This window comes from Ferrovibrio sp. GW821-FHT12F09 (assembly GCF_058806775.1).
In genome coordinates, this window is record NZ_JBXAPZ010000002.1 from 412,976 (window position 1) to 437,442 (window position 24,467).

The window sequence follows — 24,467 nt, forward strand, 5'->3', positions numbered from 1 at the left end:
TCACATCACCTGCCAGACCAGGGTCAGCGCCACCAGCGCCGGCAGGGCCTGCACATAGAGGATACGGCGGCTGACCGTCCAGGCACCGTAGAGTCCGGCGACGATGACGCAGGCGAGGAAGAAGGTGAGCAGCTCGCGCGCCGCAATCGGATCGGGATGCAGCAAGCCCCAGATCAGGCCGGCGGCGAGGAAGCCGTTATAGAGCCCCTGGTTGGCCGCCAGCACGCGGGTGATCTCGGCTTTCTCCGGCGTGTTGCGGAAAACGCGCAGGCCGGTGGGTTTGGTCCACAGCACCATCTCCAGCACCAGGAAATACACATGCAGCAGCGCCACCAGCGCCACCATGATCGTTGCCGCGATTGCCATGGAGCCGTCTCCGCGTTTGGCGAGTCCCGGCATGGAGCATAGCATGGATAAGCCCCGCCTAAGCCCGCGCTTCGCCTGCTTTTTCGCGATTCGCCAGCGGGAACTGCCGTGGCTGCGGACCGTTATTCCTGCGATCCCACAAAGGAGGCCCGTCATGGCCAGCAGCCGTCATCCTTCGGAACTGAAGACTGAGTCGAGCAAGCCCTCGAAAGAGCAGATGCAGGAAGCCAAGCGCGAGGACCGCGACGAGGACGTGGAGCTGGATGCGGCGCTGCGCGACAGTTTCCCGGCCAGCGATCCGGCCTCGATCAGCCAGCCGACCGCCAGCACGCCCTCGCTGGCGAAAAACGGCGACCAGGCCGGCGCCGGCGACAAGACGCGCAAGCGCCTGCATGAGCGCGTGAATGTCGCCGACAAGAGCGAGATCGAATATTGGACCGACCGCTTCGGCGTGTCGGAAGCCAAGCTGAAGGAAGCCGTCAAAAGCGTCGGCTTCTTCCCGCAGGAAGTGGCGCATTACCTGAACAAGCCGCTCTGATTGCGCGCGATCGTCGGGCGGGTCACAGGATGAACCGCCCGACGATATAAAGACCCAGCAGCAGCAGGGCGATATAGAAGGCGCGGCGGAAGGCGGCTTCCGACATGCGGCTGCGCAGCGCCTGCCCCGTCACCATCCCCAGCACCGCCGGCACCACGGCCAGCGCCGACAGCAGCAGCTGGTCGGCGTCCAGCATGGCGCGGCCGCCAAGGGCTGCGCCGAGCGCCAGCGTCGAGGCCATGAACAACAGGCCCATCGCCTGTACCAGCTGGTCGCGCGTCAATCCCAACGCCTGCAGGTAGAGCACGCCGGGCACCACGAAGGAGCCGGTGAGCCCGGTCAGCACGCCGTTGACGAGGCCGACCAGCGGTCCGGCCCAGCGTTCATGGCGGACGCTGAGCGCCACCGGCGGCCGCAGCAGCCCGAGCAGCGCATAGGCGATCAGCAGCAGGCCGAGCAGCGCGTTCAGCCATTTCGGATCGATGATGCTGAGCGCTTCGACGCCGAACCAGATGGCCACCGTGGCCGCGAGCAGGAACAGCCAGAGCCGGCGCAGCAGCACACGGAAATGCCCGCCGACAAACGCCTGCCAGGCATTGGTGGCGAGATTGGGCACCAGCAGCACGATCATCGCCATGCGCAGGTCCATGGTGGCGGCGAGCAGGCCCAGGGTAATGCTGGGCAGGCCGAGGCCGATCACGCCCTTCACCGTGCCGGCAAGCAGGAAGACAAAGGCGATCCAGACCAGGGCGGATAGTTCAAAACCGGCAAACACACGACTCTCCTGTCACGATAACGACACCCCCTTATGACAGATTGCAGGGGTGCAATGTTTCGGTCGCGGCCGAAGTATTTTCGGCTACAGTCCCGGCGATTTTTTCCAAGCCGTTCCGAGAGCGCCATGCTGACCATCCTGGGTAAAGCCGGTTCCATCAATGTGCGCAAGGTGCTGTGGACCTGCGCCGAACTCGGCCTGAAGGATGGCCGCGACTATGTCCATGACGCGAGCTGGGGCGGCGACGGCCGCTCGACGCGCGACCCGGCCTTCCTCGCGCTCAATCCCCATGGCCTGGTGCCGGTGCTGCGCGACGGCGACGTGGTGCTGTGGGAATCGAATGCCATCGTACGCTACCTGATCGGCCGTCATGGCCGCCCCGACCTGCTGCCGACCGACAGCGCCAGCCGCGCCAAGGTGGAGATGTGGATGGACTGGCAGCTCGGCGATTTCAACGGCGCCTGGCGCTATGCCTACATGGCGCTGGTGCGCAATCCCGCCGCCTTCACCAACCAGGCCGAGATCGAACGCTCGATCACGGACTGGACCGCCAAGGTCGCAGTGCTGGAGCAGCAACTGCAGCGCACCGCGGCCTATGTGACGGGCGCCGCCTTCAATGCCGCCGATATCGTCATCGGCCTGTCGGTGAACCGCTGGTTCGGGACGCCCATGCCGCGACCGGACTTCCCGGCCGTCAGCGCCTATTACGAGCGGCTGAGCGAACGGCCGGGTTTCCTGCAGTTCGGTCGCAACGGCCAGCCGTAGCCGCCTCAGCGGCGCTTGCGCGCCTTTGTCTTTGTGACCTTCGGCTCGTATAGCGCGCTCATCGCCTGCGCCGCTTTGGCTTCAGTCTGCATGCGCCAGCCGGCGATCCAGACCTCGCTCACCTTGCCGCGCGCGTTCCGCTTGAGCATCGCCGGCTCGCCATAGCTGGCATAGCCGCCGCCCTGTGTGGTGCGCGCGCGGTCCCGGCCCTCGACAGTCAGTTCGCTGGCATCCATGAAGGGGGTCATGAAGACCGGATTAACCACCATGATCTTGTTGGCCATCGGCACCAGATCGGTAGCGCCCCAGTGGCCCCACCAGCGCCCGCGCCAGTCGGCAGTGCGCCGTGTCGGTGCGCCATGGCGGGCGAAGCCGCGCAGGATATGCACGATGCCATCGAGCCATAGTCCGGCCAGACCGTCGCTGGAATTGCTCAGCACCGAAATCGTGATCTCCTGATCCGGCAGGCTGGCGGTGCGGGTGATGAAACCCTGAAAACCGCCGGAATGGCCGAACCAGCTCCAGTCGCCGATCTGGCCGCTGATGATGCCGAGACCGTAATGGGTTTCCATGCTGCTGTAGGGATCGCGCCACAGCCGGCGGATCATCTCGCGCCGGCTGGCCACCGATAGCAGATGGCTTTTCGACGACGGCATCAGCTGGCTGTAAAAGCGCACCAGATCGGCCGCCGTGCTGACAAAGCCGGTGGCCGGCGCCAGCGCCTGCGTATCGTTGTCGCCGGGAATGATGACGCGGCGACCGAGCAGCAGCTTGCTGCTGTGGCCGCTGGCCATCGGCGCACAGCGGCGCCGATGAAAATCGGGCTCGGTCTCGCGCAAACCGGCCGCGGCCACGATCTCGTGCCGCATCCAGTCGACATAAGGCTCGCCGGTGATGCCCTCGATCACCAGGCCGAGCAGGCCGTAGCCGTGATTGGAATATTTGAACCGCGTGTTGGGCTCGATGGTCGGCGGCAGCGCCAGGTCGGCGCGCAATTCCGCATCATTGCGGAAGGGCCGCGTGTCGGACCAGTGGCCGGTATCGCCGCCATCGCGCACCACGCCGGCGCCATGGGACAGCAACTGCTGCAGTGTGGCCGCGGCCAGCTTGGGATGCAGGCCATCGACATACTGGCCGATGGAGTCGTCCAGGCGCAGTTTGCGCCGCTCGCGCAGCTTCATGATGCCGGCGGCCGTAAAGGTCTTGGAATGGGAAGCGACGCGGAACCGATGCTGCAGGGTCAGCGGCGTCTGCTTCAGGTCGTTGGCATGACCGACGGCATGCTGGAACACCAGCTTGCCGCGATGGGCGATGGCGAGCACGCAGCCGGTACGACCCGAACCGCGAACCTGGAAATCAACCCAATCGGGAATGTAATCGAGCGCCGCCCGAAACCACCTGTCCATCGAATCCTCCCGCCGGTCTATGCGGGGGATTCTAGATCAGTCTTCTTCGTCCACGAAGGGATTCTTGCCCTTGCGCAGGTGCATACGGATCGGCACGCCCTGCAGGTCGAAAATCTCGCGCAGGCTGCCGATCAGATAGCGCAGATAGGATTCCGGGATGTATTCGGCACGCGGCGCGAACAGCGCAATCGTCGGCGGCCGCGCCTTCACCTGGGTGGCATAGCGGATGCGTACGGTGCGCCCACCGGCCAGCGGCGGCGCATTGCGCTGGGTCACTTCATCGAGCCAGCGGTTGAGCGGCGCGGTGCGGATACGGGTGTTCCAGCGCTCATACTGCTTCATCACCGCCGGCAGCAGGCGGTCGAGGTGACGGCCGGTCAGGGCCGAGAATGTGATAACGGGAACGCCGCGCGCCTGCGGCAGCGAGCGTTCCAGGCGATCCTCGATCTCTTTCAGCGTCAGCGCGCGATCCTCGACGGCATCCCATTTGTTCACCGCCAGAACCAGTGCCCGGCCTTCGCTCAGCACATGATCGGCAATGGTGAGATCCTGCTTGTCGAAACCGAGCGCGCCGTCCAGCACCAGCACAACCACCTGGGCGAGCCGGATGGTGCGTAAAGAGTCGGCGACCGACAGCTTTTCCAGCTTCTGGTCGACGCGGGCCTTGCGCCGCATGCCGGCGGTATCGACCAGACGGATTTCGCGGCCCTCGTATTCCCATTTGATGGCGATGGCATCGCGGGTCAGGCCCGGCTCCGGCCCGGTCAGCAGACGGTCGCTGCCGATCAGCTTGTTGATCAGGGTCGACTTGCCGGCATTCGGCCGGCCCACCACGGCGAGCTGAATCGGCCGCTTGTCTTCTTCCGGCGGCGCCTCGGCATCGGGGTCGATGTCGATATCGGCCATCACGTCGTCGAGCAGGTCGCTGTCTTCGGCCGGCACGCCATCGACATTGCCACCGATATGCTGCATCAGCGCGACGGCCAGATCGTACAGCCCCTCGCCATGCTCGGCCGATACCGGCAGCGGATCGCCAAAGCCCAGGCCATAGGCCTCGCCGACACCGGTCTTGCCGGCCCCGCCTTCACATTTGTTGGCCAGCAGCAGCACCGGCGTCTTCTGCTTGCGCAGCCAGTTGGCGAAATGCTTGTCGATCGGGGTGACGCCGGCACGGCCGTCAATCACGAACAGCACCACATCGGCTTCGGTTACCGCCGCCTCGGTCTGCACCCGCATGCGGCCGGTCATGCTCTCGACGTCGGAATCTTCCAGACCGGCGGTATCGACGGCGGTGAATTCCAGATCGCCCAGACGCGCAGCACCCTCGCGCCGGTCGCGGGTGACGCCCGGCGTGTCGTCGACAATCGCCAGCCGCTTGCCCACCAGACGGTTGAACAGCGTCGACTTGCCGACATTGGGTCGGCCGACAATGGCAATCTTGGCGGACATGGTTTTCCTTAACGCAGCGCGATCAGTCGCGCGTCGTCGGTTACGATATAAACGGTGCCATCGGCCACCACGGGCGGCTGCGAGGCCTTATCCGACAGCGAAACCTGGCCGATCAGGTCGCCGGTATAAGGCGACAGGGCCAGCACGCGCTCGTCAGTCGAGGCAACCAGCAGGCGGTCGCCAGCCAGGGCCGGGCCGTACCAGGTGATGATGCCCTTGTTGGTCTTGGCCTTGGGGTCTTCATAGCGGCGCAGCTGGCGGATCCACTTCACCTTGCCGTCGCGGCGCGACAAGCAGAGGATTTCCGCGTCGATGGTGATGACATAGATGAAGTCGCCGGCGATCCAGGGCGTCTGGATGCTCGGGATGACGCGCTCCCAGATGCGCTCGCCGGTGCGCAGGTCGATGGCGATGAAGCGGCCCGACTGGCTGACGGCATAGACGACGCCGCGATCGATCACCGGGCGGCCGTTGATGTCGTTCAGCGCGCCGGCCTGGCTGATACGGCCGGCAGCGCGCACCAGCTGTTCCGACCAGGCGACCACGCCGGTATCGGCACGCAGCGCCAGCAACTCGCCCGAGGAATAGGGCGTGATGACGATATTGCCTTCGATCGCCGGATTGGCGGCGCCGAGGAAACCGGCCGCTTCGCTGATGCCGGCATGGGACCAGATTTCTTCGCCGCGCTCGACATCGAGGGCATGCATCTGGTTGTCGTAGGTGATGACGAAGACGCGGCCGGCATCGGCCGACGGTGCGCCGCGGATCGGCTGCTTCAGGGCCGCGATCCAGAAGGCGCGGCCGGTGCCCGGCTCCAGCGCGAAGACATCGCCGTAGCCGGTGCTGACGAACAGCTTGCCGCCATGATAGGCGAGACCGCCGCCCATAGCGCCGTCATCCTCGCGCTTGGGCGTCAGCCGCACGCGCCAGAGACGACGGCCATTGGCCGTGTCGAAAGCGCTGACCTGGGCTTCGGCATCCATGGTGAAGACGCGGCCTTCAGCCACCACCGGCTGGGCCAGAATCTTCTGCTCGTCGCTCGCCGAGGCGCCGATATCGGCCGCCCAGGCGCGGCGCAGCGTGTCGCCAAGCGCCAGATGCTGCATGGCATGTCCGGGATAACCGCCGGCCTGCGGCCAGTCGGGATTCTTCCACGGCCTGGGCAGGCTGACCGGGGTTTCCGCCAGTTGCGGATCGGGATCGAGCTGGCTGTCGAAGGCCAGCACGGAAATGCGTTCACCGGTCGCCACCGGCAGCTGCTTGCTGTCGGCAAACCAGTCACCAACCGTATCGCAGGCGGCGAGACTGGCGGCGGCGAGCAGCAGGACGGCGAAGCGCTTCATGAACGAGCCTTTGGCGTTATGTTGGTTACTGCACGGGTCCGCCGAGCGCGGCGAGCAGCTCGGCAGCGCGGCCACGCAATCCTGCCGGCACCAGCGGATCGTCGGCCAGCGCGGTCAGCTGCTTGCGCGCCGCTTCGATATTGCCGCCCTTGAGTTCGACCAGCGCCTGCAATTCGCGCGCATTGGCCGACCACGGGCTGTCGGTCGCAATGGCGCCCAGACGCTGGCGCATCGGCTCGGGCTCCAGGGTGTCGAGGCCGTGGAACACCGCAAGATAGCGGGCGAGATCGCGGAAACGGGTTTCGAAGCTGCTGTCGGCGGCGATGGCATCATAGGCGGCAATGGCGCCGGGCATATCCTTGGCTTCGATCAGCATGGCGGCCTGCTGGAACCGCGCCAGCTGCGCATAGCCGCGCGGCGCCGTCTTCGACAGTTCGCTTAGGGCCTGCGCGGCTTCCGCCGGCTTGCCGCCCTGCGCCTGGGTCAGGGCTGCGCTGAACGCCGTTCCGGCCGCGGCGGCCTTGTCGGCCTGCCAGCTCTTCCAGACCTGATGCCCGGCCACCGCCAGCAGCAGCAGGACAACAGCGCCGATGATGAACGGGCTGAACCGCTTCCACAGGATTTCCAGCCGGTCGCGGCGGACTTCCTCGTCGACTTCCTCGATAAAATTGGCCACGCGGCACTCCTCAAGCGACAACAGGCCGGCCCGTCATGACAAAGGGGTCGGCCTGAAAGCGGCCGTACATTACCCGGATCGTCAGACGATGGCAAAGCCCGGAAGACTCCCAAATTTGCCAGTAACCTTTTGATAACTCTTGGACTCTTGGCAAGAATCGGAAAAACGGCTAGTCTGCGCCCAACATTCGACAGACCAAAGGGCGAGTGGCGCCCATATCGCCGGTCAGGCGATCCGCTTCGAGGGGGGACCTTCATGCGTCGATTCTGGATTGTGGCAGCTGTTATGGCTGCCGGCATAAGCGTCGGATTCGTGCCACAGATGGCGGCCGCCCAGAGCAAGGGCAAAGGCGCCAAACCAACCGCAATCGTGCCCTTCGAAGCAGAGCGCGCCAAGGATCGCGGCAATGACCGCGGCATCATCCGCCTGAACGAAGATGTCACCCGCCTGCCCTCGTATCGCGTGATCGAACTGCCGGTGGTGGATGGCCGTCTGGGCGAACATGCTCGCCTGGACGATGTCGAAATCTTCTTCCCCTATGGCAGCATCGTGCTGGCCACCGCCGAATTCCACAAATACCGCCCGGCCCTGCTCGCCAGCAGCGTCAGCAGCGATGTGCCCGATGGCGTCGCCGATCCGAAATACGACCGCGTGAAGAGCTTCGACCGTCAGCTCGGCCGGGTCTGCGCCAGCGATAAGGCTGCCGATGGCGGCAAGATCGAAATGCGCATCAGCCCGGAGAATGTGCTGTCGGTCGTGCATACCCTGCCCGCCAAACATCAAGGCCCGACCGCCGAGGCCAATCCGTCCTACAAGGTGGTCAGCGGCCTGGAGATGCGCTTCCTCTCCTTCAAGGAGCCGGAAGCCGACCGTCTGCACCGCACCTGCATGCGCGGCGGTGCCACCAAGGTCTCGGCGGCCGACTGATCCTCTGTGACCCAGCCTGACTGGCTGCAGCTTGCCGCCGTTCTTCTGGCGGTCCTGCTGATCCTGCCGGCGGCGCTCCGCCTGCCGTGGAAGAGCAGCCGCATCCTGATGTTCCTCGCCATCTGGCTGGCGATTTTCGCAGGCGTCGCCTTCGCCTACCGCCTGTTCGGATAATTCATCCGATATCTGCCGATTCTCACGGAATTTTTATCGACAGGATACGGGGCCTCCCCGCTATCCTGCCGCGTCTGTTTCGCCGGGGCCGTTCTGGATTCCCGGCCGGATTTCCATGGAGGACTATATGAACGCCGATCTGCTCGCCCTGATGCCGAAAGTCGATTTCAACCGCCGTGGCTTCATGGCCACCAGCCTGATCACCGGCTTCACCGTGGCCGCCGGTCCGGTGATGGGCCAGACCGCGATCAAGACCGATGAGACCGGCCTGACTGCCGGCGAAGTGAACATCCCGGTGCCGGGCGGCACCATGAAGGCCTATCGCGCCCAGCCGGCCGGCAAGGGTCCCTTCCCCACCATCCTGGTGGTGCAGGAAATCTTTGGCGTGCACGAATACATCAAGGATACCTGCCGCCGCTTCGCCAAGCAGGGCTTCCAGGCGATCGCCGGCGATCTCTATGCGCGCCAGGCTGATATGAGCAAGGTGACCGACATGGCCGGCGCGCAGGCCGCTGCCGCCAAGGTGCCGGATGCGCAGGTGATGGCCGATCTCGACGCCACCGCCGCCTGGGCCGCCAAGAACGGCGGCAACCCGAACAAGCTGGGCATCACCGGCTTCTGCTGGGGTGGCCGCATCACCTGGCTCTATGCCGCGCATAACCCGAAGGTGAAAGCCGGTGTGGCCTGGTACGGCCGCCTGGTCGGCAATGCCTCCGAACTGACGCCGAAGCATCCGATCGATGTGGTCAAGCAACTGAAAGCGCCGGTGCTCGGCCTCTACGGCGGCGCCGACCAGGGCATCCCGAACGATACCGTCGACCGCATGAAGGCGGCGCTGGAAGCCGAGAAGAAGTTCGCCGTCTTCTACGTCTATCCCGACACGCCGCATGCCTTCCATGCCGACTACCGCCCGAGCTACCGCAAGGAGCAGGCCGAGGACGGCTTCGGCAAGGCCGTGGCCTTCTTCAAGATGCGCATGGGCTGATCATCTGAATGGGAGCATGCTAGGCTGACGCCGGTCACACGGAGTCAGCCGGCATGCTTCTGGTTTCCACCTACACCGCCGCCAGCACCATCGAGGGCGTCGGCCTGTTCGCAGCAGAGCCCATCAAGAAGGGCACGCTGATCTGGCGCTTCGAACCCGCCTTCGACCGCATCATTCCGCAAAGCGATTTCGAAAACCTGCCCGAGGTGGCGCGCGCCTTCGTCGACCGCTACGGCTATGTCACGCCGCAGATTGCCGGCGGCTGGGTGGTCAGCCTGGACAACACCCGCTTCATCAACCACAGCACCACGCCGAACACCGACAACACCACGCCGCTCACCTATGCGGCGCGCGACATCGCCAGGGGTGAGGAAATCACCTGCGATTACGGCGAGTTCTGCGACAGCTTCGCGCTGGAATAAACCGGAATAAAAAAGGCTCGCTGCAGCAGCGGGCCTTTTGCATGCCGAAGGGTGCCGGGCTTACAGCCGGCTCTTCAAATTCGTCGACGCCTTGAAACGCACCGACTTCGAGGCTGCGATCTTGATCGTCTCGCCGGTCTGCGGGTTGCGGCCCTTGCGGGCGGCGCGCTTGGACACCTTGAAGGTGCCAAAGCCGACGATGGTGAAGCCGCCTTCCTTCTTCAGCGACTTCGCCATCGCCTCAAACAGCGCATCCACGGCCTCACCGGCCGCCGCCTTGGTGCTGCCGGCGGTCTCGCGGACGATCTCGATCAAATCAGCCTTGTTCATTGCCCTCTCCAAATTCTGCGGATTGCTCCCGCCAGACAGAATCGGACCATCCGCAGCGGGTGAACCGAGGTAGCATATCCCACGGCCCAGACAAGCCCGAGGCGGACCCTGACTCGCTGACAATCCGATTCGCCGCGAGCCGGATGCGAGTCGCTTTTTTCCGGGCAACCGGACGCTGCCTTGATCCAGATCAAACCGGCCGGCGCCGGGACGGCATAGCCTGTCTGCGTGGCATCGCAGAAGGAGTCTCCCCATGCCGTTTTTGGAACAGCTTTTCCTCGCCGGCGTCCTCGTCGCATTCGCCAGCTTCGCCGTGACGCTTGCCGTCTGCCGGCTGACCTCGAAGACCTGACGGCTCAGGCCGCGATCAGGTCCTGTGCCAGCAGCTGGCGCAGGCTGCCCGCGCGCACCAGCGCCTTGGCCGCCGCCAGATCGGGCGCCAGATAACGATCCTCGCCCATGAAGCTCACCTGGTCGCGCAGCAACCGATGCGCAGCCTGCAGCCGCGGCGAGGTCTGCAATGGCTGGCGCAGATCGACGCCCTGGGCCGCCGAGAGCCATTCGATGGCGACGATGCCAGCGACATTCTCCGCCATCGCCAGCAGGCGGTAGCCGGCATGGGCCGCCATCGAGACATGGTCTTCCTGGTTGGCCGAGGTCGGGATGGTATCGACGCTGGCCGGATGGGCGCGCTGCTTGTTTTCCGACGCCAGCGCCGCCGCCGTCACCTGGGCGATCATGAAACCCGAGTTGATGCCGGGGTTCGGCGCGAGAAACGCCGGCAGGCCGCTCAGCACCGGATCGACCAGCAGGGAAATGCGGCGTTCGGAAATATTGCCGATCTCGGCCAGGGCGATGGCGATCATGTCGGCGGCAAAGGCCACCGGTTCGGCATGGAAGTTGCCGCCGGAGAGGATTTCACCTTCGCCAAACACCAGCGGGTTATCGGAGACGCCATTGGCTTCGCAGGCGAGCGTACCGGCGGCGTTGCGCAGCAGATCGAGGATCGCGCCCATCACCTGGGGCTGACAGCGCAAACAGTACGGATCCTGCACGCGTTCATCGCCGGTGCGGTGCGACGCGCGGATCTGCGAGCCCTCCAGCAGATGCAGCAGCATATCGGCCACCGCGATCTGGCCCGGCTGGCCGCGGGCCGCATGAATGCGCGGATCGAACGGCGTGTCGCTGCCGGCGGCGGCATCGGTGCTGAGCGCGCCGGTGACCAGCGCCGCCGCCGTCACGTCTTCGGTGGCGAACAGGCCGGCAAGCGCCAGCGCGGTGGACACCTGCGTGCCGTTGAGCAGCGCCAGGCCCTCCTTGGCGCCCAGCGTGAGCGGCGCCAGCCGCGCTTTGGCCAGGCCGGCTGCGGCGGGCAGCTCCACGCCATCGATCCGCACGGTCCCGACACCGATCAGCGGCAGCACCAGATGTGCGAGCGGCGCCAGATCGCCCGAGGCGCCGACCGAGCCCTGCGCGGGAATGCAGGGCAGCACATCGGCATTGAGCAGGGCCAGCAGGGCTTCGATGGTCTGCCAGCGCACGCCCGAGAGTCCCTGCGCGAGGCTGTTGATCTTGAGCAGCAGGATCAGCCGCACGATGGCATCGGGCAGCAGCGGGCCAGTTCCCACGGCATGGCTTAGCACGAGGCGACGCTGCAGCTCCGCCACCTGGTCGGGCGCGATGCGCACCTTCGCCAGCTTGCCGAACCCGGTGTTGATTCCATAGACCGGCGCTTCGCCAGCCGCCGCGGCGGCGACCAGGGCCGCGGTCTTTTCCACAGGGCCGCGGGCGGTTTCATCGAGATCGATCGCCATCGGGCCCTCGCCGCGATACAGCCGGGCAAGGTCACGCAATGGCAGTTTTCCGGGCTGCAAACGATAACGCATGACGAATCTCCCCTGCCGACGACCCGGTCAGCCTAAGGCCCGGTCCGTTCAGTTGTCTATACATGATTATTTGACTTGCCGAGTTTCGCGCCACGGCCTTAATCTGGGCAGCGTCGGGGGTGGTCGAAACGACCAGGACGCAAGCAGGCGGGGCGCGACAACAAGGCCCAAAACATGGGCAGGTTGCCGCTGAATACAGCCTTCTTCAGCATCCGGGCATCGCCCGCACCGCGCCCCGACAGGCACTAAGCCATGGCATGCTTTGTGCTTTCCAACCTGTATAGACCAATCTAGTGGGGTGGGGATGAGTGCCGTACAACAGTCGCCAGTCAGCCAAGAGGCGCTGGTGAGCCCGGACGATGTGGCGGCCTACCAGCAGGACGGCGTGATTGTCCTGCGCGGTGTGTTCAAGCCCTGGGTCGAGCCGCTGCGCGCCGGCATCGAAACCCTGATGGCCAATCCAAGTCCGCTGGAGCGCACGGTGAAGCCCGAAGACGGCTCGGCGCCGTTCTTCCAGGATCTGTGCAACTGGCAGCGCATCCCTGAATTCGAACAATTCGTGAAGCAGTCCGATGCCGCCCGGGTTGCCGCCGCCCTGATGGGCTCGAAGACCGGGCGCTTTTTCCACGACCATGTGCTGGTCAAGCAGCCGGGCGGCAGCACCATCACGCCCTGGCACCAGGATCAGCCCTATTACTGCGTCGACGGCAAACAGAGCGTGAGCTTCTGGATTCCGCTCGATCCGGTGCCGCGCGACGTGGTGATGGAATGCGTGCGCGGCTCGCATCGCTGGGGCAAGGATTTCCGGCCGATGCGCTTCAACGGCACGCGGCTCTACGACAACGACGATTTCGAAGTGATGCCCGATATCGAGGGCATGCGCAGCGAGCTGGACATCGCCGGCTGGGACATGCAGCCGGGCGATGCCATCGCCTTCAACTTCCGTACCGTACATGGCGCGCCGGCCAATCATTCGCCGCGCATGCGCCGGGTCTTTTCCGCCCGCTGGGTCGGCGACGATGCCGTCTACGCCCAGCGTGCCGGCAAGGGATCGCCGCCGTTCACCGGCCTGACCATGGCCGATGGCGATCCGTTCGATGCGCCGATCTTTCCCGTCATTTATTCCGCCGGCGCGTCCATCACCTGAGTTCACCCTGTCCCGGCCCAGTTGCAGCCGGGGCGTCCCGTTCATCTTTCACGCTTCACCTCTCACGGAGACCACGATGTCCACATCCACCAAACTTGCAGTCGGCACCCTGCTCGGCGCCGCCCTCGCCGTTTCCGCCTCGCTGGCCCAGGCGCAGGAAACCAAAGTCGGCATCGGCATCTCGGGCTGGACCGGTTTCGCGCCGATCACGCTGGCCAAGGAATCCGGCATCTACAAGAAGAACGGCCTCGATGTGACGATCGCCAAGATCCCGCAGAAGGACCGCCATCTGGCGCTCGCCTCGGGCGACATCCAGTGCGCCGCCACCACGGTGGAAACCTGGATTGTGTGGAACACCAACGGCATCGCCACCACGCAGCTGTTCAAGATGGACCAGGGCATGGGCTCGGACGGCATCGTCGCCAAGCCGGGCATCGAGAAGGTCGCCGACCTGAAGGGCAAGACGGTTGCCGCTTCGGCACCCGGCACCAACCCGCATTTCACCCTGTCGTGGATCCTGAAGAAGAACGGCATGAAGCTCAGCGACGTCACCCTGGTGACGTTGGAGCCGGCCCCGGCCGCCAATGCCTTCGTCGCCGGCACTGCCGGCCTCGACGCCGCCGTCACCTACGAGCCGTATCTGAGCCTCGTGCGCAACAAGCCGGAGTCGGGCAAGCTGATCGCTGACTCGCTGCAGTATCCGATGGTCTTCGACAGCTTCGGCTGCACGCCCAAGTTCATCAAGGAGAACCCGAAGGCCGTGAAGGCGCTGGTCGAAAGCTACTTCGAGTCGCTGGAAATGATCGCCAAGGACAAGGTGAAGGCCTTCACCATCATGGGCGCCGACGTCAAGCAGACGGCCGAGCAGTTCGAGAAGTCGCAGTCGATGATCAAATGGGCCGACCGCGAGGCCAACAAGAAGTTCTTCAATGGCGAAATCCAGGCCTTCAACAAGGAAGCCGCCGTGCTGCTGCAGGAAATCGGCGTGATCAAGACCGCGCCGACCAACATGGACAGCCTGTTTGACACCAGCTTCCTGAACTAAAAGCGTAAGATCAGTACAATGCCCACAGTCCCGCAGATACCGATGATGAACACCATGCCGAGGTCCGTATGAAACTGCTCGTCCCCGTGACGCGCGAGAGCCGTATCGTTCTTGGCATAGCGTTCTTCGTTGGTTTTGTGGGGCTGTGGGCCCTGATTACCGTCACCGGCCTGGTGCCGCCGCATTTCCTGGCGAACCCATGGCAGACACTGCAGTCCGGGATACATCTTTTTCTCGACCAGAAATTCAGCTTCGACGTGGCCATGACCATCTGGCGTGTGGTGGGCGGCTTCGCCATCGCCGCCATCATTGCCGTGCCGCTCGGTATCGCCATGGGCGCCTACAAGCCGATCGAGGCCTTCTTCGAGCCCTTCATTTCCTTTGCCCGCTACCTGCCGGCCTCGGCCTTCATTCCGCTGCTGATCCTGTGGGTTGGCATCGGCGAAAAGCAGAAACTGACCGTGATCTTCCTCGGCTGCTTCTTCCAGCTTACCCTGATGATCACCATGATTGTCGCCGCCACCCGCCGCGACCTGGTGGAAGCCGCCTATACGCTGGGCTGCACCGATACCGGCGTGATCCGCCGCGTGCTGCTGCCGGGCGCCGCGCCGGAAATCTGCGAGGCGCTGCGCCAGGTGCTGGGCCTGGGCTGGACCTACATCATCGTCGCCGAACTGATCGGTGCCTCCTCGGGCATCGGCCATATGATTACCGACAGCCAGGCGCTGATGGCGACCGACCATATCATCGCCGGCATCGTGGTGATCGGCCTGGTCGGCCTGATCTCCGATCTCGCTTTCAAGAAACTCAATCAACGCTTGTTCTCGTGGAGTCTGCTGCGGTGAGCCGTCTTTCGATCCGGAACGTCAGCAAGACCTTCCCCGGCGTGCGCCGCGATGCGCCGCCCACCCAGGCCCTGCTGCCCGTCAGCCTCGAAGTCGGCGACAACGACTTCATCACCGTGCTGGGCCCATCGGGCTGCGGCAAGTCGACCCTGCTGCGCCTGGTGGCCGGCCTGGAGACGCCGACCAGCGGCGACATCCTGCTGGATGGCGAACCGGTGATCGGCCCGGGCGCCGACCGCGGCGTGGTGTTCCAAAGCTACACGTTGTTTCCCTGGCTGACCGTGCGGCAGAATATCTGCTTCGGCCTGCGCGAGAAGGGCATGCCTGCAAAACAGCAGCGCGAGATCAGCGAACGCTTCATCGCCCAGGTCGGCCTGCGCGGCTTCGAGGATCATTACCCCAAGCAATTATCGGGCGGCATGCAGCAGCGCGTGGCGATTGCCCGGGCGCTGGCGAATGACCCAAAGATCCTGCTGCTGGACGAGCCCTTCGGTGCGCTGGACAACCAGACCCGCGTGCTGATGCAGGAACTGCTGCTCGGCATCTGGGAGCAGGCGCAGAAGACCGTGCTGTTCGTCACCCACGACATCGACGAGGCGATCTTCATGGCCAGCCGCGTGGTGGTCTTTACCGCCCGCCCCGGCCGGATCAAGACGGAAGTGGAAACCGACTTCCCGCATCCGCGCCCCTACACCATCAAGACCTCGCCGGAATTCATGGCGATCAAGGCGCGGCTGACCGAGGAAATCCGCGCCGAAGCCATCGCTGCCGATCACTGATGCCATGACCACCGCCAGCGCCAGCAAACTTACCCGAACCGCGTCGGCCACGGCGCCGGCCATGGCGCTGTATGAGCAGGTGAAGGATTACATCCAGCGCAAGATCCAGGATGGCTCCTGGCCACCAGGCCATCGCCTGCCCTCGGAACATGAACTGCTCGTCGAGTTCGGCACCTCGCGCATGACCGTGAACCGGGCCCTGCGCGAACTGGTCGACCAGGGCCGCATCGTGCGCGTGGTCGGCGTCGGCAGCTTCGTCGCCGAGGACAAGCCGCAGTCGACACTGCTGCAGATCGCCAATATCGCCAGTGAAATCCGCCAGCGCGGGCACGACTATCGCTGCGTGCTGCAGGTCGCCGAGCGTATCGCCGCGCCGCCGGAGATCGCCGCCTGGCTCAGCCTGACGCCGGGCGAGTCCGTCTATCACATCGTCTGCCTGCATCTGGAAAACGAAACCCCGGTGCAGTTGGAAGACCGCTACGTCAACCCGAAGATGGCGCCGGATTTCCTGGCGCAGGATTTTACCGAGATTCCGCCCAGCGAATACCTGGTACGCCATGTGCCCTGCGATCAGATCGAGCATGTGGTGGATGCCGTGCTGCCAACCGCCGACCAGGCCAGTCGCCTGCATATGCCGGCGACCGAACCCTGCCTGCTGCTGACCCGGCGCACCTGGAACCGCGGCACGACGGTGACGCTGGTGCGTTTCCTGCACCCGTCGTCGCGCTACCGGCTCGGCAGCCGCTTCCGGCCCGACGGCAACCAGACATCCGGCTGAGCCATCATGGATATCCGCCCCTATCGCGGCGAAGATCGCGCCGCCGTCATCGCCCTGTGGGAAGCCTGCGGCCTGACCCGGCCGTGGAACGATCCCGGCAGCGACATCGACACCTGCATCTCGAAAGCGGAATCGACCATCCTCATCGGCGATGAGGATGGCAAGGTTATCGGCAGCGTCATGGTTGGCCATGACGGCCATCGCGGCTGGCTCTATTACCTGGCCGTCGATCCCGCCCTGCAGAAGGGCGGGATCGGCCGCCGGCTGGTGGCGGCGGCCGAAGACTGGGTGAAGGCGCGCGGCATCCCCAAGGTGATGCTGATGGTGCGGCCCGAGAACGACAGGGTGCGCGCCTTTTACCAAGCCCTCGGCTATATTGAAGAGCCGCGCGTGATCTTCAGCCGCCGTTTCGACGGCAAGTAGACCGCAGGCAGAACCCGTCATAGTCTTCCCAGCGCTATTGGGGAGAGACGACCATGACGGACAAGATCGCCATGCTGGGCGGCAACGGCGTCTATGCGCGCCACCTAATCCCGCGCCTTGTCACCGCCGGTCATGCGGTGACCGCCATTGTCCGGCGCCCCGAGGCCGCCGGGGTTGCCCGGGCCTGCGGCGCGACGGTGCGGGTTGCGGATATTTTCGATACGGCGGCGATGACGGCGGCCTTTGACGGCTGTTCCGCCGCCATTAATCTCGCCACCACCCTGCCCGGCCCCAGCGGCCGCGGAGACTTCGCCGCGAACGACAAGCTGCGCGTCGAGGGTGCGCCGCATTTCATCGCGGCCTGCCGCGCGGCCGGCATCACGCGCATCCTGCAGCAGAGCATCAGCTTCGTGAACGCATCGGGAAGCGACGCCTGGTCAGATGAAGATCACGTCTTTGCCGCGTCGACCGATACGATCGCGGGCAAGGCAATCCATGCCGCCCTGGCGATGGAAGCAACGATCAGGGCATCCGGACTAGACTGGATCATTCTGCGCGGCGGCCTGTTCTACGGGCCGGGCACTGGCTTCGACGAGCGCTGGTTCGCGGGCGCAGCCAGCGGCAAGTTGCGCATGCCCGGTGACGGCAGCGACTATGTCTCGCTGGTGCATATCGCCGACATGGCGGCGGCCACCGCCAACGCCGTGGCAGCCTGGCCGTCGCGGCAGACGCTGATCGTCTGCGACGATGCACCGGCGCCATGGCGCGATGTCTTCGGCTTCATCGCCGCCAGCCTCGGCCAGCCCGCGCCGGACACCGGTGGGGCGGCCGGCTTTCCGTCCTTCCGGCTCAGGAATACGCGGGCCAGGACCGCGCTCGGCTGGCGTCCGTTCTACGCCAGCTATCGCGAAGGCCTGGCGCGCTGATCAGCCCAGATTGAGGAAGTCGCGCTTGGCCAGGGCCACGCCCTTGTGGCGCAGGATGTCGTAGGCCGTGACCGCGTGGAAGAAGAAATTCGGCAGCGCGAAGGTGAGCAGATAGCTCTGGCCGGTGAACTTCAGTTCACCATTGGCGGTCTTGACCACCACCGGGCGCGTCTCGGCGCCTTCGAAAGCCGCCTCGCCGATGCCGTTGATGAAATCGATCATCGCCTTCAGCCGCGCCTGCAGTTCGGCAAAGCTGGTCTCCGTATCCGGGTTGCTGGGCGGCGTGACGCCGGCCGGACGCGCGGCGCCGAACTTGGCGGCATCGGCGGCGGCCTGGATCTGGCGTGTCAGGGCATACATGTCCGGCGCCAGCCGGGCATCCAGTAGGTCGGACGGCGTGAGGCCGTTGGCGGCGGCATGGGCCTCGGCCTTGGTCAGCAGGTTGGACAGCATGCCGAGGGCACGGGTAAAGACCGGCACGGAGGCCTGGTACATCGAAAGCGACATTGGTGATGATCTCCTGGTCGGATCGGCAGGCCCAGCCCCCACTGGCCGGTCTGCTGCCGGTTGACCCGCCACCAAGTAGGTAAGCCCGGCGGATTGGCAAGCCCGCCGGCGGTCTTTCAGGCCTGCGGCCGCACGGGGACGACGGTGCGGACGGCAAAGGTCTGCACGATCTCGCCCCGCTGGTTCCTGGTCTCGATCCGCATCATCGCCGAACCTCGGTCCGGCCGCGATTTCGAGCGGATGATCTCGACGATCTCCGCTTCCACATGCAGCACGTCGTCGGGCCGGGTCGGCTGCGGCCAGGCGAGCTCGCCGCCGGCGCCGAGGATACCGCCGGCCAGCGGCGCGGACGCCACCAGCAGCTTCATGGTGATCGCCGCCGTGTGCCAGCCGCTGGCGGCCAGGCCGCCAAACAGCGTGGCTTTTGCCTGTTCGTGATCGAGATGGAAGGGCTGCGGGTCGAACTGGCCGGCAAAGGCCTTGATCTGCGCCTCGTCCAGCGCATGGGTCCCGCTGATGAAGCGCTGCCCCACGCTCAGGTCGTCCAGATAGAGTTTGTCCATGCTGCGGTCCTGTCTCCGTATGGCCGGATTATGCCGCCACGGGAACCGATGCGCAGGTCTCTTTTATGAACTCAGGCCTTCTTTTTGAAGGCCGCCGCATAGGCCTCGGGCTTGAAGCCGATCAGCAGGCTGCCGTCACCGAGATCCAGCATCGGCCGCTTGATCATCGAGGGCTGCGCCAGCATCAGGGCAATCGCCTTACCCTGGCTGAGACCCTCGCGGTCGGCATCGGGCAGCTTGCGGAAGGTGGTGCCGGCGCGGTTGAGCACGGTTTCCCAGCCGAGCGCCTTGCACCAGGCGTCCAGCCTGCCCTTGGCGATGCCCTCTTTCTTGTAGTCGTGAAAATCATAGGCGATGCCATGATCGTCAAGCCAGGTGAAGGCCTTCTTCATGGTGTCGCAGTTCTTGATGCCATAGATCGTGAGGCTCATCGCGTCGCTCCAGCAGCCGGAAGCTTGGGGGATCGGGGCTTTATGCCGGAACGACGCGACGATTCGCAAGCGGCCTATTTCTCGGCCAGCACTTTCAGGTCGGCCAGGCCCTGGGCAAAGGCGCCGCCCACCATCTTGTCCGGATTGATGAAGACATGGACGATCTTGAAGACATAGGGCGTGATGCCATGCATGGTCCAGGTGACCTCGGTGGCGTCCCCCTTCGGCTCGAAGGTGAATTCGACGAAGTTGTTGCTCTTGAAGGGCCGCGTGAAGTCGAGATTCATCTTGGTGCGCGCCGCCGTGATCTCGGTGATCTCCAGGCTGCCAGCGCCGACATCCTTCTTGCTGTCCCAGTCGTAATGCTGGCCCACGCCGGCCGGCGATCCGCTGTAGCTGCGGGTCATGCCCGGATCCATCTTCTCCCACGGCGACCATTCCACATGGCGGCGCAGGTCGTTGATATAGGGCGCGATCTTCTCCGGCGGCGCCTTGATGCTGGTGCTGCGGGCGGTGCGGAACTCGTCGGGCCGCGTGGCGGCAACGATCATCACGGCAACAATGGCGACGACCAGCACGCCGGCAACAATGGCAAGAATCTTCAACATCGCTTCTTCTCTCTGTTTCTTCTGGGGTGGAAAATCAGGACCGGGTCACAAGCTCTTCCAGGCGTATCAGGCTGGACATGTAGCCCTCGCCGTGGCCGTTGCTGGCCAGGAAGTCCCGATCAGCGACCGTCTTCACGCGTGTGGTGACCGTCAGCCGGGTCTTGCCGGCTTCGTCGCTCAGCGTCACGACGTGGACGGCATCGGGCACCGGCAGGTCGTCCCAGGCATGGGTGCTGTTGTCGATGCTGAGGGTGAAGACCACGCGTTCATTCGGCACGATCTCGCGGAACACGCCGTTCAGCGGACGGTCCTTGCCATCCGGCGGTGTGCGCATGACCAGCCGTATCGCACCGCCCACCCGTGCATCCAGTTCGCAGACCGGCGTGGTGCAGCCCTTCGGTCCCCACCACTGCGCCATATGCTTCGCCTCGGTCCAGGCGGCGAAGACTCTGGCGCGCGGCGCGGCAATCAGTCGGGTGAGGGTCAGTTCGCGGTCGGCGGCCGGGACGGCGATCTCAGTCATGGCCCTCTTCCTTTTCCATCGCGGTCAGATAGGCATCCAGCCGATCCAGGCTGGCATCCCAGAACTGGCGGTATTCCTCGAGCCAGCCGGCAACATCGCGCAAGGGTCCCGCCTCCAGCCGGCAGGGCCGCCACTGGGCCTCGCGACCCCGGGTGATCAGCCCGGCACGCTCCAGCACCTTCAGATGCTTGGACACGGCCGGCATCGACATCTCGAAGGGTTCGGCCAGTTCGCCGACCGAGGCCTCGCCCAGCGCCAGCCGCGCCAGGATCGCCCGGCGGGTCGGATCGGCAAGCGCGGACAGCGTGGTGCTGAGGTGGTCGATGGCCATCTGAATTAAACCTGTTAGTTAAATAACCTTTTGGTTTAATACAAGAGACGCCCCGGTTGCGTCAAGCACGGAAATAGCCCATTAAAATCAGGACTGTAGGATGAACCGCCCGGCAGCCGAGGGCCCATGCCACGCGAGACGAGCTTCCGCACAACGCTGCAGGCCCTGTATTTCGGCGACAGCCGCCGGGCGCGGCTGTTCCGCTACAGCCTGATCGGCTTCGACCTGCTCACCATCGCCGTCTTCATCGTTGCCTCGGCCGCGCAGGACCAGTGGTGGCTGCTGCCGCTCGATTTCACGCTTGGCGCCCTGCTCACGCTGGAATTCGCCGCCCGCCTCTATGCCGAGAAAGACCGCCGCCAGCATCTGCTGACCCTTGCGACCGCCACCGACATCGCGGTGATCGCCTCGCTGTTCCTGCCGGCGGTGCTGGAGAATCTGGGCTTCCTGCGCGTCTTCCGCGCCCTGCGGCTGCTGCGCTCCTACCGGCTGCTGAAGGACCTGCGCGCCACGTCGCAGCGCTTCCGCCTTTATGAAGACGTGATCCAGCGCAGCCTCAACCTCGCGGTCTTTGTCTTCATCGTCACGTCCTTCGTCTATGTGACGCAACACAACATCAACAACGGCATCGCGACCTATATCGATGCGCTGTATTTCACCATAACCACGCTGACCACGACGGGCTTTGGCGACATCACCCTGGTGGGACCTGGCGGCCGGCTGCTGGCCGTGCTCATCATGATTGTGGGCGTCAGCCTGTTCCTGCGGCTGCTGCAGGCGATCTTCCGCCCGCACAAGGTGCGCTTCGAATGCCCGGACTGCGCGCTCCGCATCCACGACCGCGACGCCGTGCATTGCAAGCATTGCGGCCGTGTGCTGCCGATCCCGGACGACGGCGCGGTCTAGAGGGCGCTTCAGTCCAGACCAATATTTAATCCAGCGCGGCGATGACTTCGATCTCGATCAGGAAATCCGGATTGACCAGCGCGGTGACGCCGACCAGCGTGCTGGCCGGATAGGGTCCGTCGCCGAAAACCTTCGCCCGCGCGCCGCGCACGGCCGGCAGCTTGTCGGGCGAGAGGTCCACCACATAGGTGACCATCTTGAACACCTTCGAGAAATCCGCGCCGACCGAGGCCAGCGCGGTTTTCAGATTCTTCAGTACCTGCTCGGTCTGCGCGCCCAGGTCGCCCTTGCCGACAAGGTTGCCTTCGGCATCCAGCGCAACCTGGCCCGAGATATGAACCTGGCGGCCAGCCGAAACCACGGTGACATGCGTATAACCGGTCGGCTTCGCCAGGCCCGATGGATTGCTGCGGTCTATGGACATGTTCTCCCCTGCTGAAATGCCGGTCAGAATGCTGCCGTCATCGGATCCGGGCCGATGCGGCCATCCTTTGTATCAAGTTTTGCGATCTGCGCCATGTCGTCGGCATCAAGGGCGAAATTGAAAACATCAAAATTCTCTTTGATGCGGCCGGGCGTCACCGATTTCGGAATGGCGATGAGGCCGGCCTCGACATGCCAGCGGAGCACGACCTGCGCCACCGTGCGCTTGTGCTTGGCGGCAATCGCACCGATCACCGAATCGGACAGCAGCTGACCCTGGCCAAGCGGGCTCCAAGACTGAGTGGCGATCTTGAGACGGGTATGGACCTCGCGCAGCGCGCGCTGCTGAAAGCGCGGGTGCAGTTCGATCTGGTTCAGCACCGGGGTGACGCCGGTTTCACCGATCAGACGGTCGAGGTGCTCGGCGGTGAAATTCGAGACGCCGATCGACCTGGCCCGGCCCTGGTCTTTCAGCGTCATCAGGGCACGCCAGCTCTCGACATACAGCCCCTTGCGCGGGGCCGGCCAGTGGATCAGGTAAAGATCGACATAATCGAGCTTGAGCCGCTTCAGGCTCTGGTCGAAGGCCCTGAGTGCTGTATCGGCCCCCTGCGCATCGTTCCACAGCTTGGTGGTGACAAAGACATCCTCGCGCTTCACGCCGGCGGCGCGAATACCCTCACCCACGCCGGTCTCGTTATTATAGATGGCGGCCGTGTCGACATGGCGATAGCCGGCCTGCAGCGCTGTGCGCACCGCCATGGCGGCCTGCGCGTCGGTGGCCTGCCATACGCCCAGCCCGATTTGCGGGATGGCGCGGCCGTCATTTAGTTTGAGGATGGTCTGGGCGGTCATTTTAATTTTCCATGCAATGCGGTCTGCGCAGAACATGGGTGACGTTGCGGTTTTTTCCAGCCCTCGCCAGCCACCGATTGTTTCTATTCCGGAAAAACAGCTTTCGCCGGCAGACCGCTTCAGCTCCGATAGCTGATCTTCACCTTGTCGGCAGCAGCCTTCGCAGCCTTGCGCGCGACATCGGTATCGCCGTCCTGTACCAGCGCCAGCGTCACCCCCATGCGGCGATAAGGCCGCGTGGTCGGCTTGTTGAAGATGCGCACATCGATGTCGATACCCAGGCCCGGCGACTGCAGGGCATCGGCGACACCTTCCACCGAGAAATCGCTGGAATCGCGATCGGCCAGGATCACCGCCGAGGCGCTGGCGCCGTATTGCGTGATGGAGGGGATCGGCAGGCCGAGGATGGCGCGGGCATGCAGGTCGAACTCGGTCAGGTTCTGCGAGATCAACGTCACCATGCCGGTATCGTGCGGGCGCGGCGACAACTCGGAGAAAATCACGTCGTCATTCTTGATGAAGAACTCGACGCCGAACAGGCCATAGCCACCGAGATTGTCGACCACGGCTTTCGCCTGCCGCTGCGCCTCGGCAATCGCCTTGTCCGACATCGGAGTCGGCTGCCAGCTTTCCTGATAATCACCGCGCTCCTGCCGGTGCCCGATCGGCGGACAGAAGACGACCCCGTCGCGGGTACGGATGGTGAGCAGCGTGATCTCGTAATCGAAGGCGATGAAGGCCTCGACGATCACGCAGACGCGGTCGCCGCGCATGCCGGCCACGGCATAATTCCAGGCCTTGTCGACATCGGCCTGCGTCTTCACCGTGCTCTGGCCTTTACCAGACGACGACATCACCGGCTTGACCACGCAGGGAATCCCCACCTTGGCGACGGCGGCGCGCATCTCTTCCAGGCTTTCGGCATAGAGGTATTTCGAGGTCGGCAAGCCGAGTTCGGTGGCGGCAACCTCGCGGATGCGATCGCGGTTCATGGTCATGATGGTGGCGCGCGCCGAAGGCACCACATTCTGGCCACGGTCCTCATAGTCCTTCAGCACCTCGGTGCGAATGGCTTCCACTTCCGGCACGATGAAATCGGGCTTGTGCCTGTCGATGGCGGCACCCAAAGCTGTGCCATCCAGCATCGAGAAGACGTCGTATTCATCGGCCACCTGCATCGCCGGCGCACCGGCATAGCTGTCGCAGGCCACGACATGGGCGCCCAGCCGCTTGGCGGAAATCACGAATTCGCGGCCCAGCTCGCCCGAGCCGAGCAACAGGATTTTTGCAGTGGCGGCCATGTCCCCATTCCTCTGGAATCAGCAGACCACGTTC

At 64.7% G+C, this 24,467-nt stretch carries 31 protein-coding genes; 14 read left to right on the forward strand and 17 right to left on the reverse strand.

Translation table 11 applies throughout. The features are described from left to right. A complete protein-coding gene (locus AC1ROB_RS14900; protein WP_492970349.1) occupies window positions 1-366 on the reverse strand; it encodes a DUF1304 domain-containing protein in 366 nt (121 codons plus the stop codon). Between the two features lie 154 nt (window positions 367-520). Here AC1ROB_RS14900 and AC1ROB_RS14905 point away from each other — a divergent pair, with 154 nt between their 5' ends. Then, complete coding sequence (locus tag AC1ROB_RS14905) at window positions 521-904, forward strand: DUF3606 domain-containing protein (protein ID WP_492970348.1); 384 nt, start codon at window positions 521-523, stop codon at window positions 902-904. Between the two features lie 22 nt (window positions 905-926). Here AC1ROB_RS14905 and AC1ROB_RS14910 read toward each other — a convergent pair whose 3' ends face one another. After that, complete coding sequence (locus AC1ROB_RS14910; RefSeq protein WP_492970347.1) at window positions 927-1,679, reverse strand: sulfite exporter TauE/SafE family protein; 753 nt, start codon at window positions 1,677-1,679, stop codon at window positions 927-929. A gap of 126 nt (window positions 1,680-1,805) precedes the next feature. Between AC1ROB_RS14910 and AC1ROB_RS14915 the strand changes: the two genes are divergently transcribed. Continuing rightward, window positions 1,806-2,444 (forward strand): glutathione S-transferase family protein, encoded by a 639-nt coding sequence (locus AC1ROB_RS14915; RefSeq protein ID WP_492970346.1) that lies wholly within the window; start codon window positions 1,806-1,808, stop codon window positions 2,442-2,444. 5 nt (window positions 2,445-2,449) lie between these two features. Here the strand turns inward: AC1ROB_RS14915 and AC1ROB_RS14920 are convergent, their stop codons facing one another. Genes AC1ROB_RS14920 through AC1ROB_RS14935 form a run of 4 tightly spaced genes read right to left on the reverse strand, consistent with a single transcriptional unit; the run spans window position 2,450 to window position 7,318 of the window. Then, entirely contained in the window at window positions 2,450-3,850 is a 1,401-nt protein-coding gene (locus AC1ROB_RS14920) for a serine hydrolase domain-containing protein (RefSeq protein ID WP_492970345.1), read from the reverse strand. A gap of 36 nt (window positions 3,851-3,886) precedes the next feature. Further along, window positions 3,887-5,299 (reverse strand): ribosome biogenesis GTPase Der, encoded by a 1,413-nt coding sequence (gene der / locus AC1ROB_RS14925; protein ID WP_492970344.1) that lies wholly within the window; start codon window positions 5,297-5,299, stop codon window positions 3,887-3,889. An 8-nt stretch (window positions 5,300-5,307) separates the two neighbouring features. Next, on the reverse strand, window positions 5,308-6,642 hold the full coding sequence (locus tag AC1ROB_RS14930) for a PQQ-like beta-propeller repeat protein (RefSeq protein WP_492970343.1): 1,335 nt from the start codon (window positions 6,640-6,642) through the stop codon (window positions 5,308-5,310). Window positions 6,643-6,667: 25 nt separating this feature from the next. Next, window positions 6,668-7,318 (reverse strand): tetratricopeptide repeat protein, encoded by a 651-nt coding sequence (locus AC1ROB_RS14935; RefSeq protein WP_492970342.1) that lies wholly within the window; start codon window positions 7,316-7,318, stop codon window positions 6,668-6,670. 285 nt (window positions 7,319-7,603) lie between these two features. On the opposite strand from AC1ROB_RS14935, the gene AC1ROB_RS14940 reads away from it, so the two are divergent. From AC1ROB_RS14940 to AC1ROB_RS14955, 4 genes are all read left to right on the forward strand, one after another. Beyond that, the gene (locus AC1ROB_RS14940) at window positions 7,604-8,245 is read left to right on the forward strand and encodes a hypothetical protein (RefSeq protein WP_493031485.1); all 642 of its coding nucleotides are present in this window, start codon (window positions 7,604-7,606) and stop codon (window positions 8,243-8,245) included. A gap of 6 nt (window positions 8,246-8,251) precedes the next feature. After that, entirely contained in the window at window positions 8,252-8,419 is a 168-nt protein-coding gene (locus tag AC1ROB_RS14945; protein WP_492970340.1) for a hypothetical protein, read from the forward strand. Window positions 8,420-8,546: 127 nt separating this feature from the next. Beyond that, window positions 8,547-9,404, forward strand: coding sequence for a dienelactone hydrolase family protein (locus tag AC1ROB_RS14950; protein WP_492970339.1), 858 nt, complete (start codon window positions 8,547-8,549; stop codon window positions 9,402-9,404). Window positions 9,405-9,457: 53 nt separating this feature from the next. After that, the gene (locus AC1ROB_RS14955; protein ID WP_492970338.1) at window positions 9,458-9,826 is read left to right on the forward strand and encodes an SET domain-containing protein; all 369 of its coding nucleotides are present in this window, start codon (window positions 9,458-9,460) and stop codon (window positions 9,824-9,826) included. Between the two features lie 60 nt (window positions 9,827-9,886). Here AC1ROB_RS14955 and AC1ROB_RS14960 read toward each other — a convergent pair whose 3' ends face one another. Further along, window positions 9,887-10,156: an HU family DNA-binding protein gene (locus AC1ROB_RS14960; RefSeq protein ID WP_492970337.1), complete on the reverse strand. Its 270-nt coding sequence runs from the start codon at window positions 10,154-10,156 to the stop codon at window positions 9,887-9,889. A 356-nt stretch (window positions 10,157-10,512) separates the two neighbouring features. Beyond that, complete coding sequence (gene hutH, locus AC1ROB_RS14965; protein WP_492970336.1) at window positions 10,513-12,042, reverse strand: histidine ammonia-lyase; 1,530 nt, start codon at window positions 12,040-12,042, stop codon at window positions 10,513-10,515. A 346-nt stretch (window positions 12,043-12,388) separates the two neighbouring features. On the opposite strand from hutH, the gene AC1ROB_RS14970 reads away from it, so the two are divergent. The 7 genes from AC1ROB_RS14970 (at window position 12,389) to AC1ROB_RS15000 (ending at window position 17,985) form a co-directional block, all read left to right on the forward strand. Further along, window positions 12,389-13,189: a phytanoyl-CoA dioxygenase family protein gene (locus AC1ROB_RS14970; protein WP_492970335.1), complete on the forward strand. Its 801-nt coding sequence runs from the start codon at window positions 12,389-12,391 to the stop codon at window positions 13,187-13,189. A gap of 76 nt (window positions 13,190-13,265) precedes the next feature. Then, window positions 13,266-14,234: an ABC transporter substrate-binding protein gene (locus AC1ROB_RS14975; RefSeq protein ID WP_492970334.1), complete on the forward strand. Its 969-nt coding sequence runs from the start codon at window positions 13,266-13,268 to the stop codon at window positions 14,232-14,234. Window positions 14,235-14,302: 68 nt separating this feature from the next. After that, window positions 14,303-15,079, forward strand: coding sequence for an ABC transporter permease (locus tag AC1ROB_RS14980; protein WP_492970333.1), 777 nt, complete (start codon window positions 14,303-14,305; stop codon window positions 15,077-15,079). Continuing rightward, window positions 15,076-15,858 carry an ABC transporter ATP-binding protein gene (locus AC1ROB_RS14985; RefSeq protein ID WP_492970332.1) on the forward strand — a complete coding sequence of 261 codons (783 nt, stop codon included), beginning with the start codon at window positions 15,076-15,078 and terminating at the stop codon, window positions 15,856-15,858. Before AC1ROB_RS14980 ends, AC1ROB_RS14985 begins: the two co-directional genes overlap by 4 nt. 4 nt (window positions 15,859-15,862) lie before the next feature. Next, the gene (gene hutC, locus AC1ROB_RS14990; RefSeq protein WP_492970331.1) at window positions 15,863-16,636 is read left to right on the forward strand and encodes a histidine utilization transcriptional repressor HutC; all 774 of its coding nucleotides are present in this window, start codon (window positions 15,863-15,865) and stop codon (window positions 16,634-16,636) included. Window positions 16,637-16,642: 6 nt separating this feature from the next. Then, a complete protein-coding gene (locus AC1ROB_RS14995) occupies window positions 16,643-17,059 on the forward strand; it encodes a GNAT family acetyltransferase (protein ID WP_492970330.1) in 417 nt (138 codons plus the stop codon). 53 nt (window positions 17,060-17,112) lie between these two features. Then, on the forward strand, window positions 17,113-17,985 hold the full coding sequence (locus tag AC1ROB_RS15000) for an NAD-dependent epimerase/dehydratase family protein (protein ID WP_492970329.1): 873 nt from the start codon (window positions 17,113-17,115) through the stop codon (window positions 17,983-17,985). Here the strand turns inward: AC1ROB_RS15000 and AC1ROB_RS15005 are convergent, their stop codons facing one another. From AC1ROB_RS15005 to AC1ROB_RS15030, 6 genes are all read right to left on the reverse strand, one after another. Further along, window positions 17,986-18,492 carry a DUF1993 domain-containing protein gene (locus AC1ROB_RS15005; RefSeq protein ID WP_492970328.1) on the reverse strand — a complete coding sequence of 169 codons (507 nt, stop codon included), beginning with the start codon at window positions 18,490-18,492 and terminating at the stop codon, window positions 17,986-17,988. It lies immediately after the preceding gene. 116 nt (window positions 18,493-18,608) lie between these two features. Next, window positions 18,609-19,055: a MaoC family dehydratase gene (locus AC1ROB_RS15010; RefSeq protein WP_492970327.1), complete on the reverse strand. Its 447-nt coding sequence runs from the start codon at window positions 19,053-19,055 to the stop codon at window positions 18,609-18,611. Window positions 19,056-19,126: 71 nt separating this feature from the next. Continuing rightward, on the reverse strand, window positions 19,127-19,486 hold the full coding sequence (locus AC1ROB_RS15015) for an ArsC family reductase (protein WP_492970326.1): 360 nt from the start codon (window positions 19,484-19,486) through the stop codon (window positions 19,127-19,129). A 74-nt stretch (window positions 19,487-19,560) separates the two neighbouring features. Continuing rightward, window positions 19,561-20,094, reverse strand: coding sequence for an SRPBCC family protein (locus AC1ROB_RS15020; protein ID WP_492970325.1), 534 nt, complete (start codon window positions 20,092-20,094; stop codon window positions 19,561-19,563). 34 nt (window positions 20,095-20,128) lie between these two features. Continuing rightward, on the reverse strand, window positions 20,129-20,617 hold the full coding sequence (locus tag AC1ROB_RS15025) for an SRPBCC family protein (RefSeq protein ID WP_492970324.1): 489 nt from the start codon (window positions 20,615-20,617) through the stop codon (window positions 20,129-20,131). Next, window positions 20,610-20,948, reverse strand: a complete 339-nt coding sequence (locus AC1ROB_RS15030; RefSeq protein WP_492970322.1) for an ArsR/SmtB family transcription factor — start codon at window positions 20,946-20,948, stop codon at window positions 20,610-20,612. The genes AC1ROB_RS15025 and AC1ROB_RS15030 overlap by 8 nt, the downstream gene beginning before the upstream one ends. Before the next feature lie 126 nt (window positions 20,949-21,074). Between AC1ROB_RS15030 and AC1ROB_RS15035 the strand changes: the two genes are divergently transcribed. Continuing rightward, complete coding sequence (locus tag AC1ROB_RS15035; RefSeq protein ID WP_492970320.1) at window positions 21,075-21,854, forward strand: potassium channel family protein; 780 nt, start codon at window positions 21,075-21,077, stop codon at window positions 21,852-21,854. Between the two features lie 25 nt (window positions 21,855-21,879). On the opposite strand, the gene AC1ROB_RS15040 is transcribed toward AC1ROB_RS15035, so the two are convergent. The 3 genes from AC1ROB_RS15040 to purT all read right to left on the reverse strand — a co-directional run bounded on the left by AC1ROB_RS15040 (window position 21,880) and on the right by purT (window position 24,433). Beyond that, the gene (locus AC1ROB_RS15040; protein ID WP_492970319.1) at window positions 21,880-22,278 is read right to left on the reverse strand and encodes a RidA family protein; all 399 of its coding nucleotides are present in this window, start codon (window positions 22,276-22,278) and stop codon (window positions 21,880-21,882) included. 23 nt (window positions 22,279-22,301) lie between these two features. After that, on the reverse strand, window positions 22,302-23,132 hold the full coding sequence (locus tag AC1ROB_RS15045) for an aldo/keto reductase (protein ID WP_492970318.1): 831 nt from the start codon (window positions 23,130-23,132) through the stop codon (window positions 22,302-22,304). A gap of 119 nt (window positions 23,133-23,251) precedes the next feature. Further along, window positions 23,252-24,433, reverse strand: coding sequence for a formate-dependent phosphoribosylglycinamide formyltransferase (gene purT, locus AC1ROB_RS15050; protein ID WP_492970317.1), 1,182 nt, complete (start codon window positions 24,431-24,433; stop codon window positions 23,252-23,254). Between the last annotated feature and the right edge of the window lie 34 nt (window positions 24,434-24,467).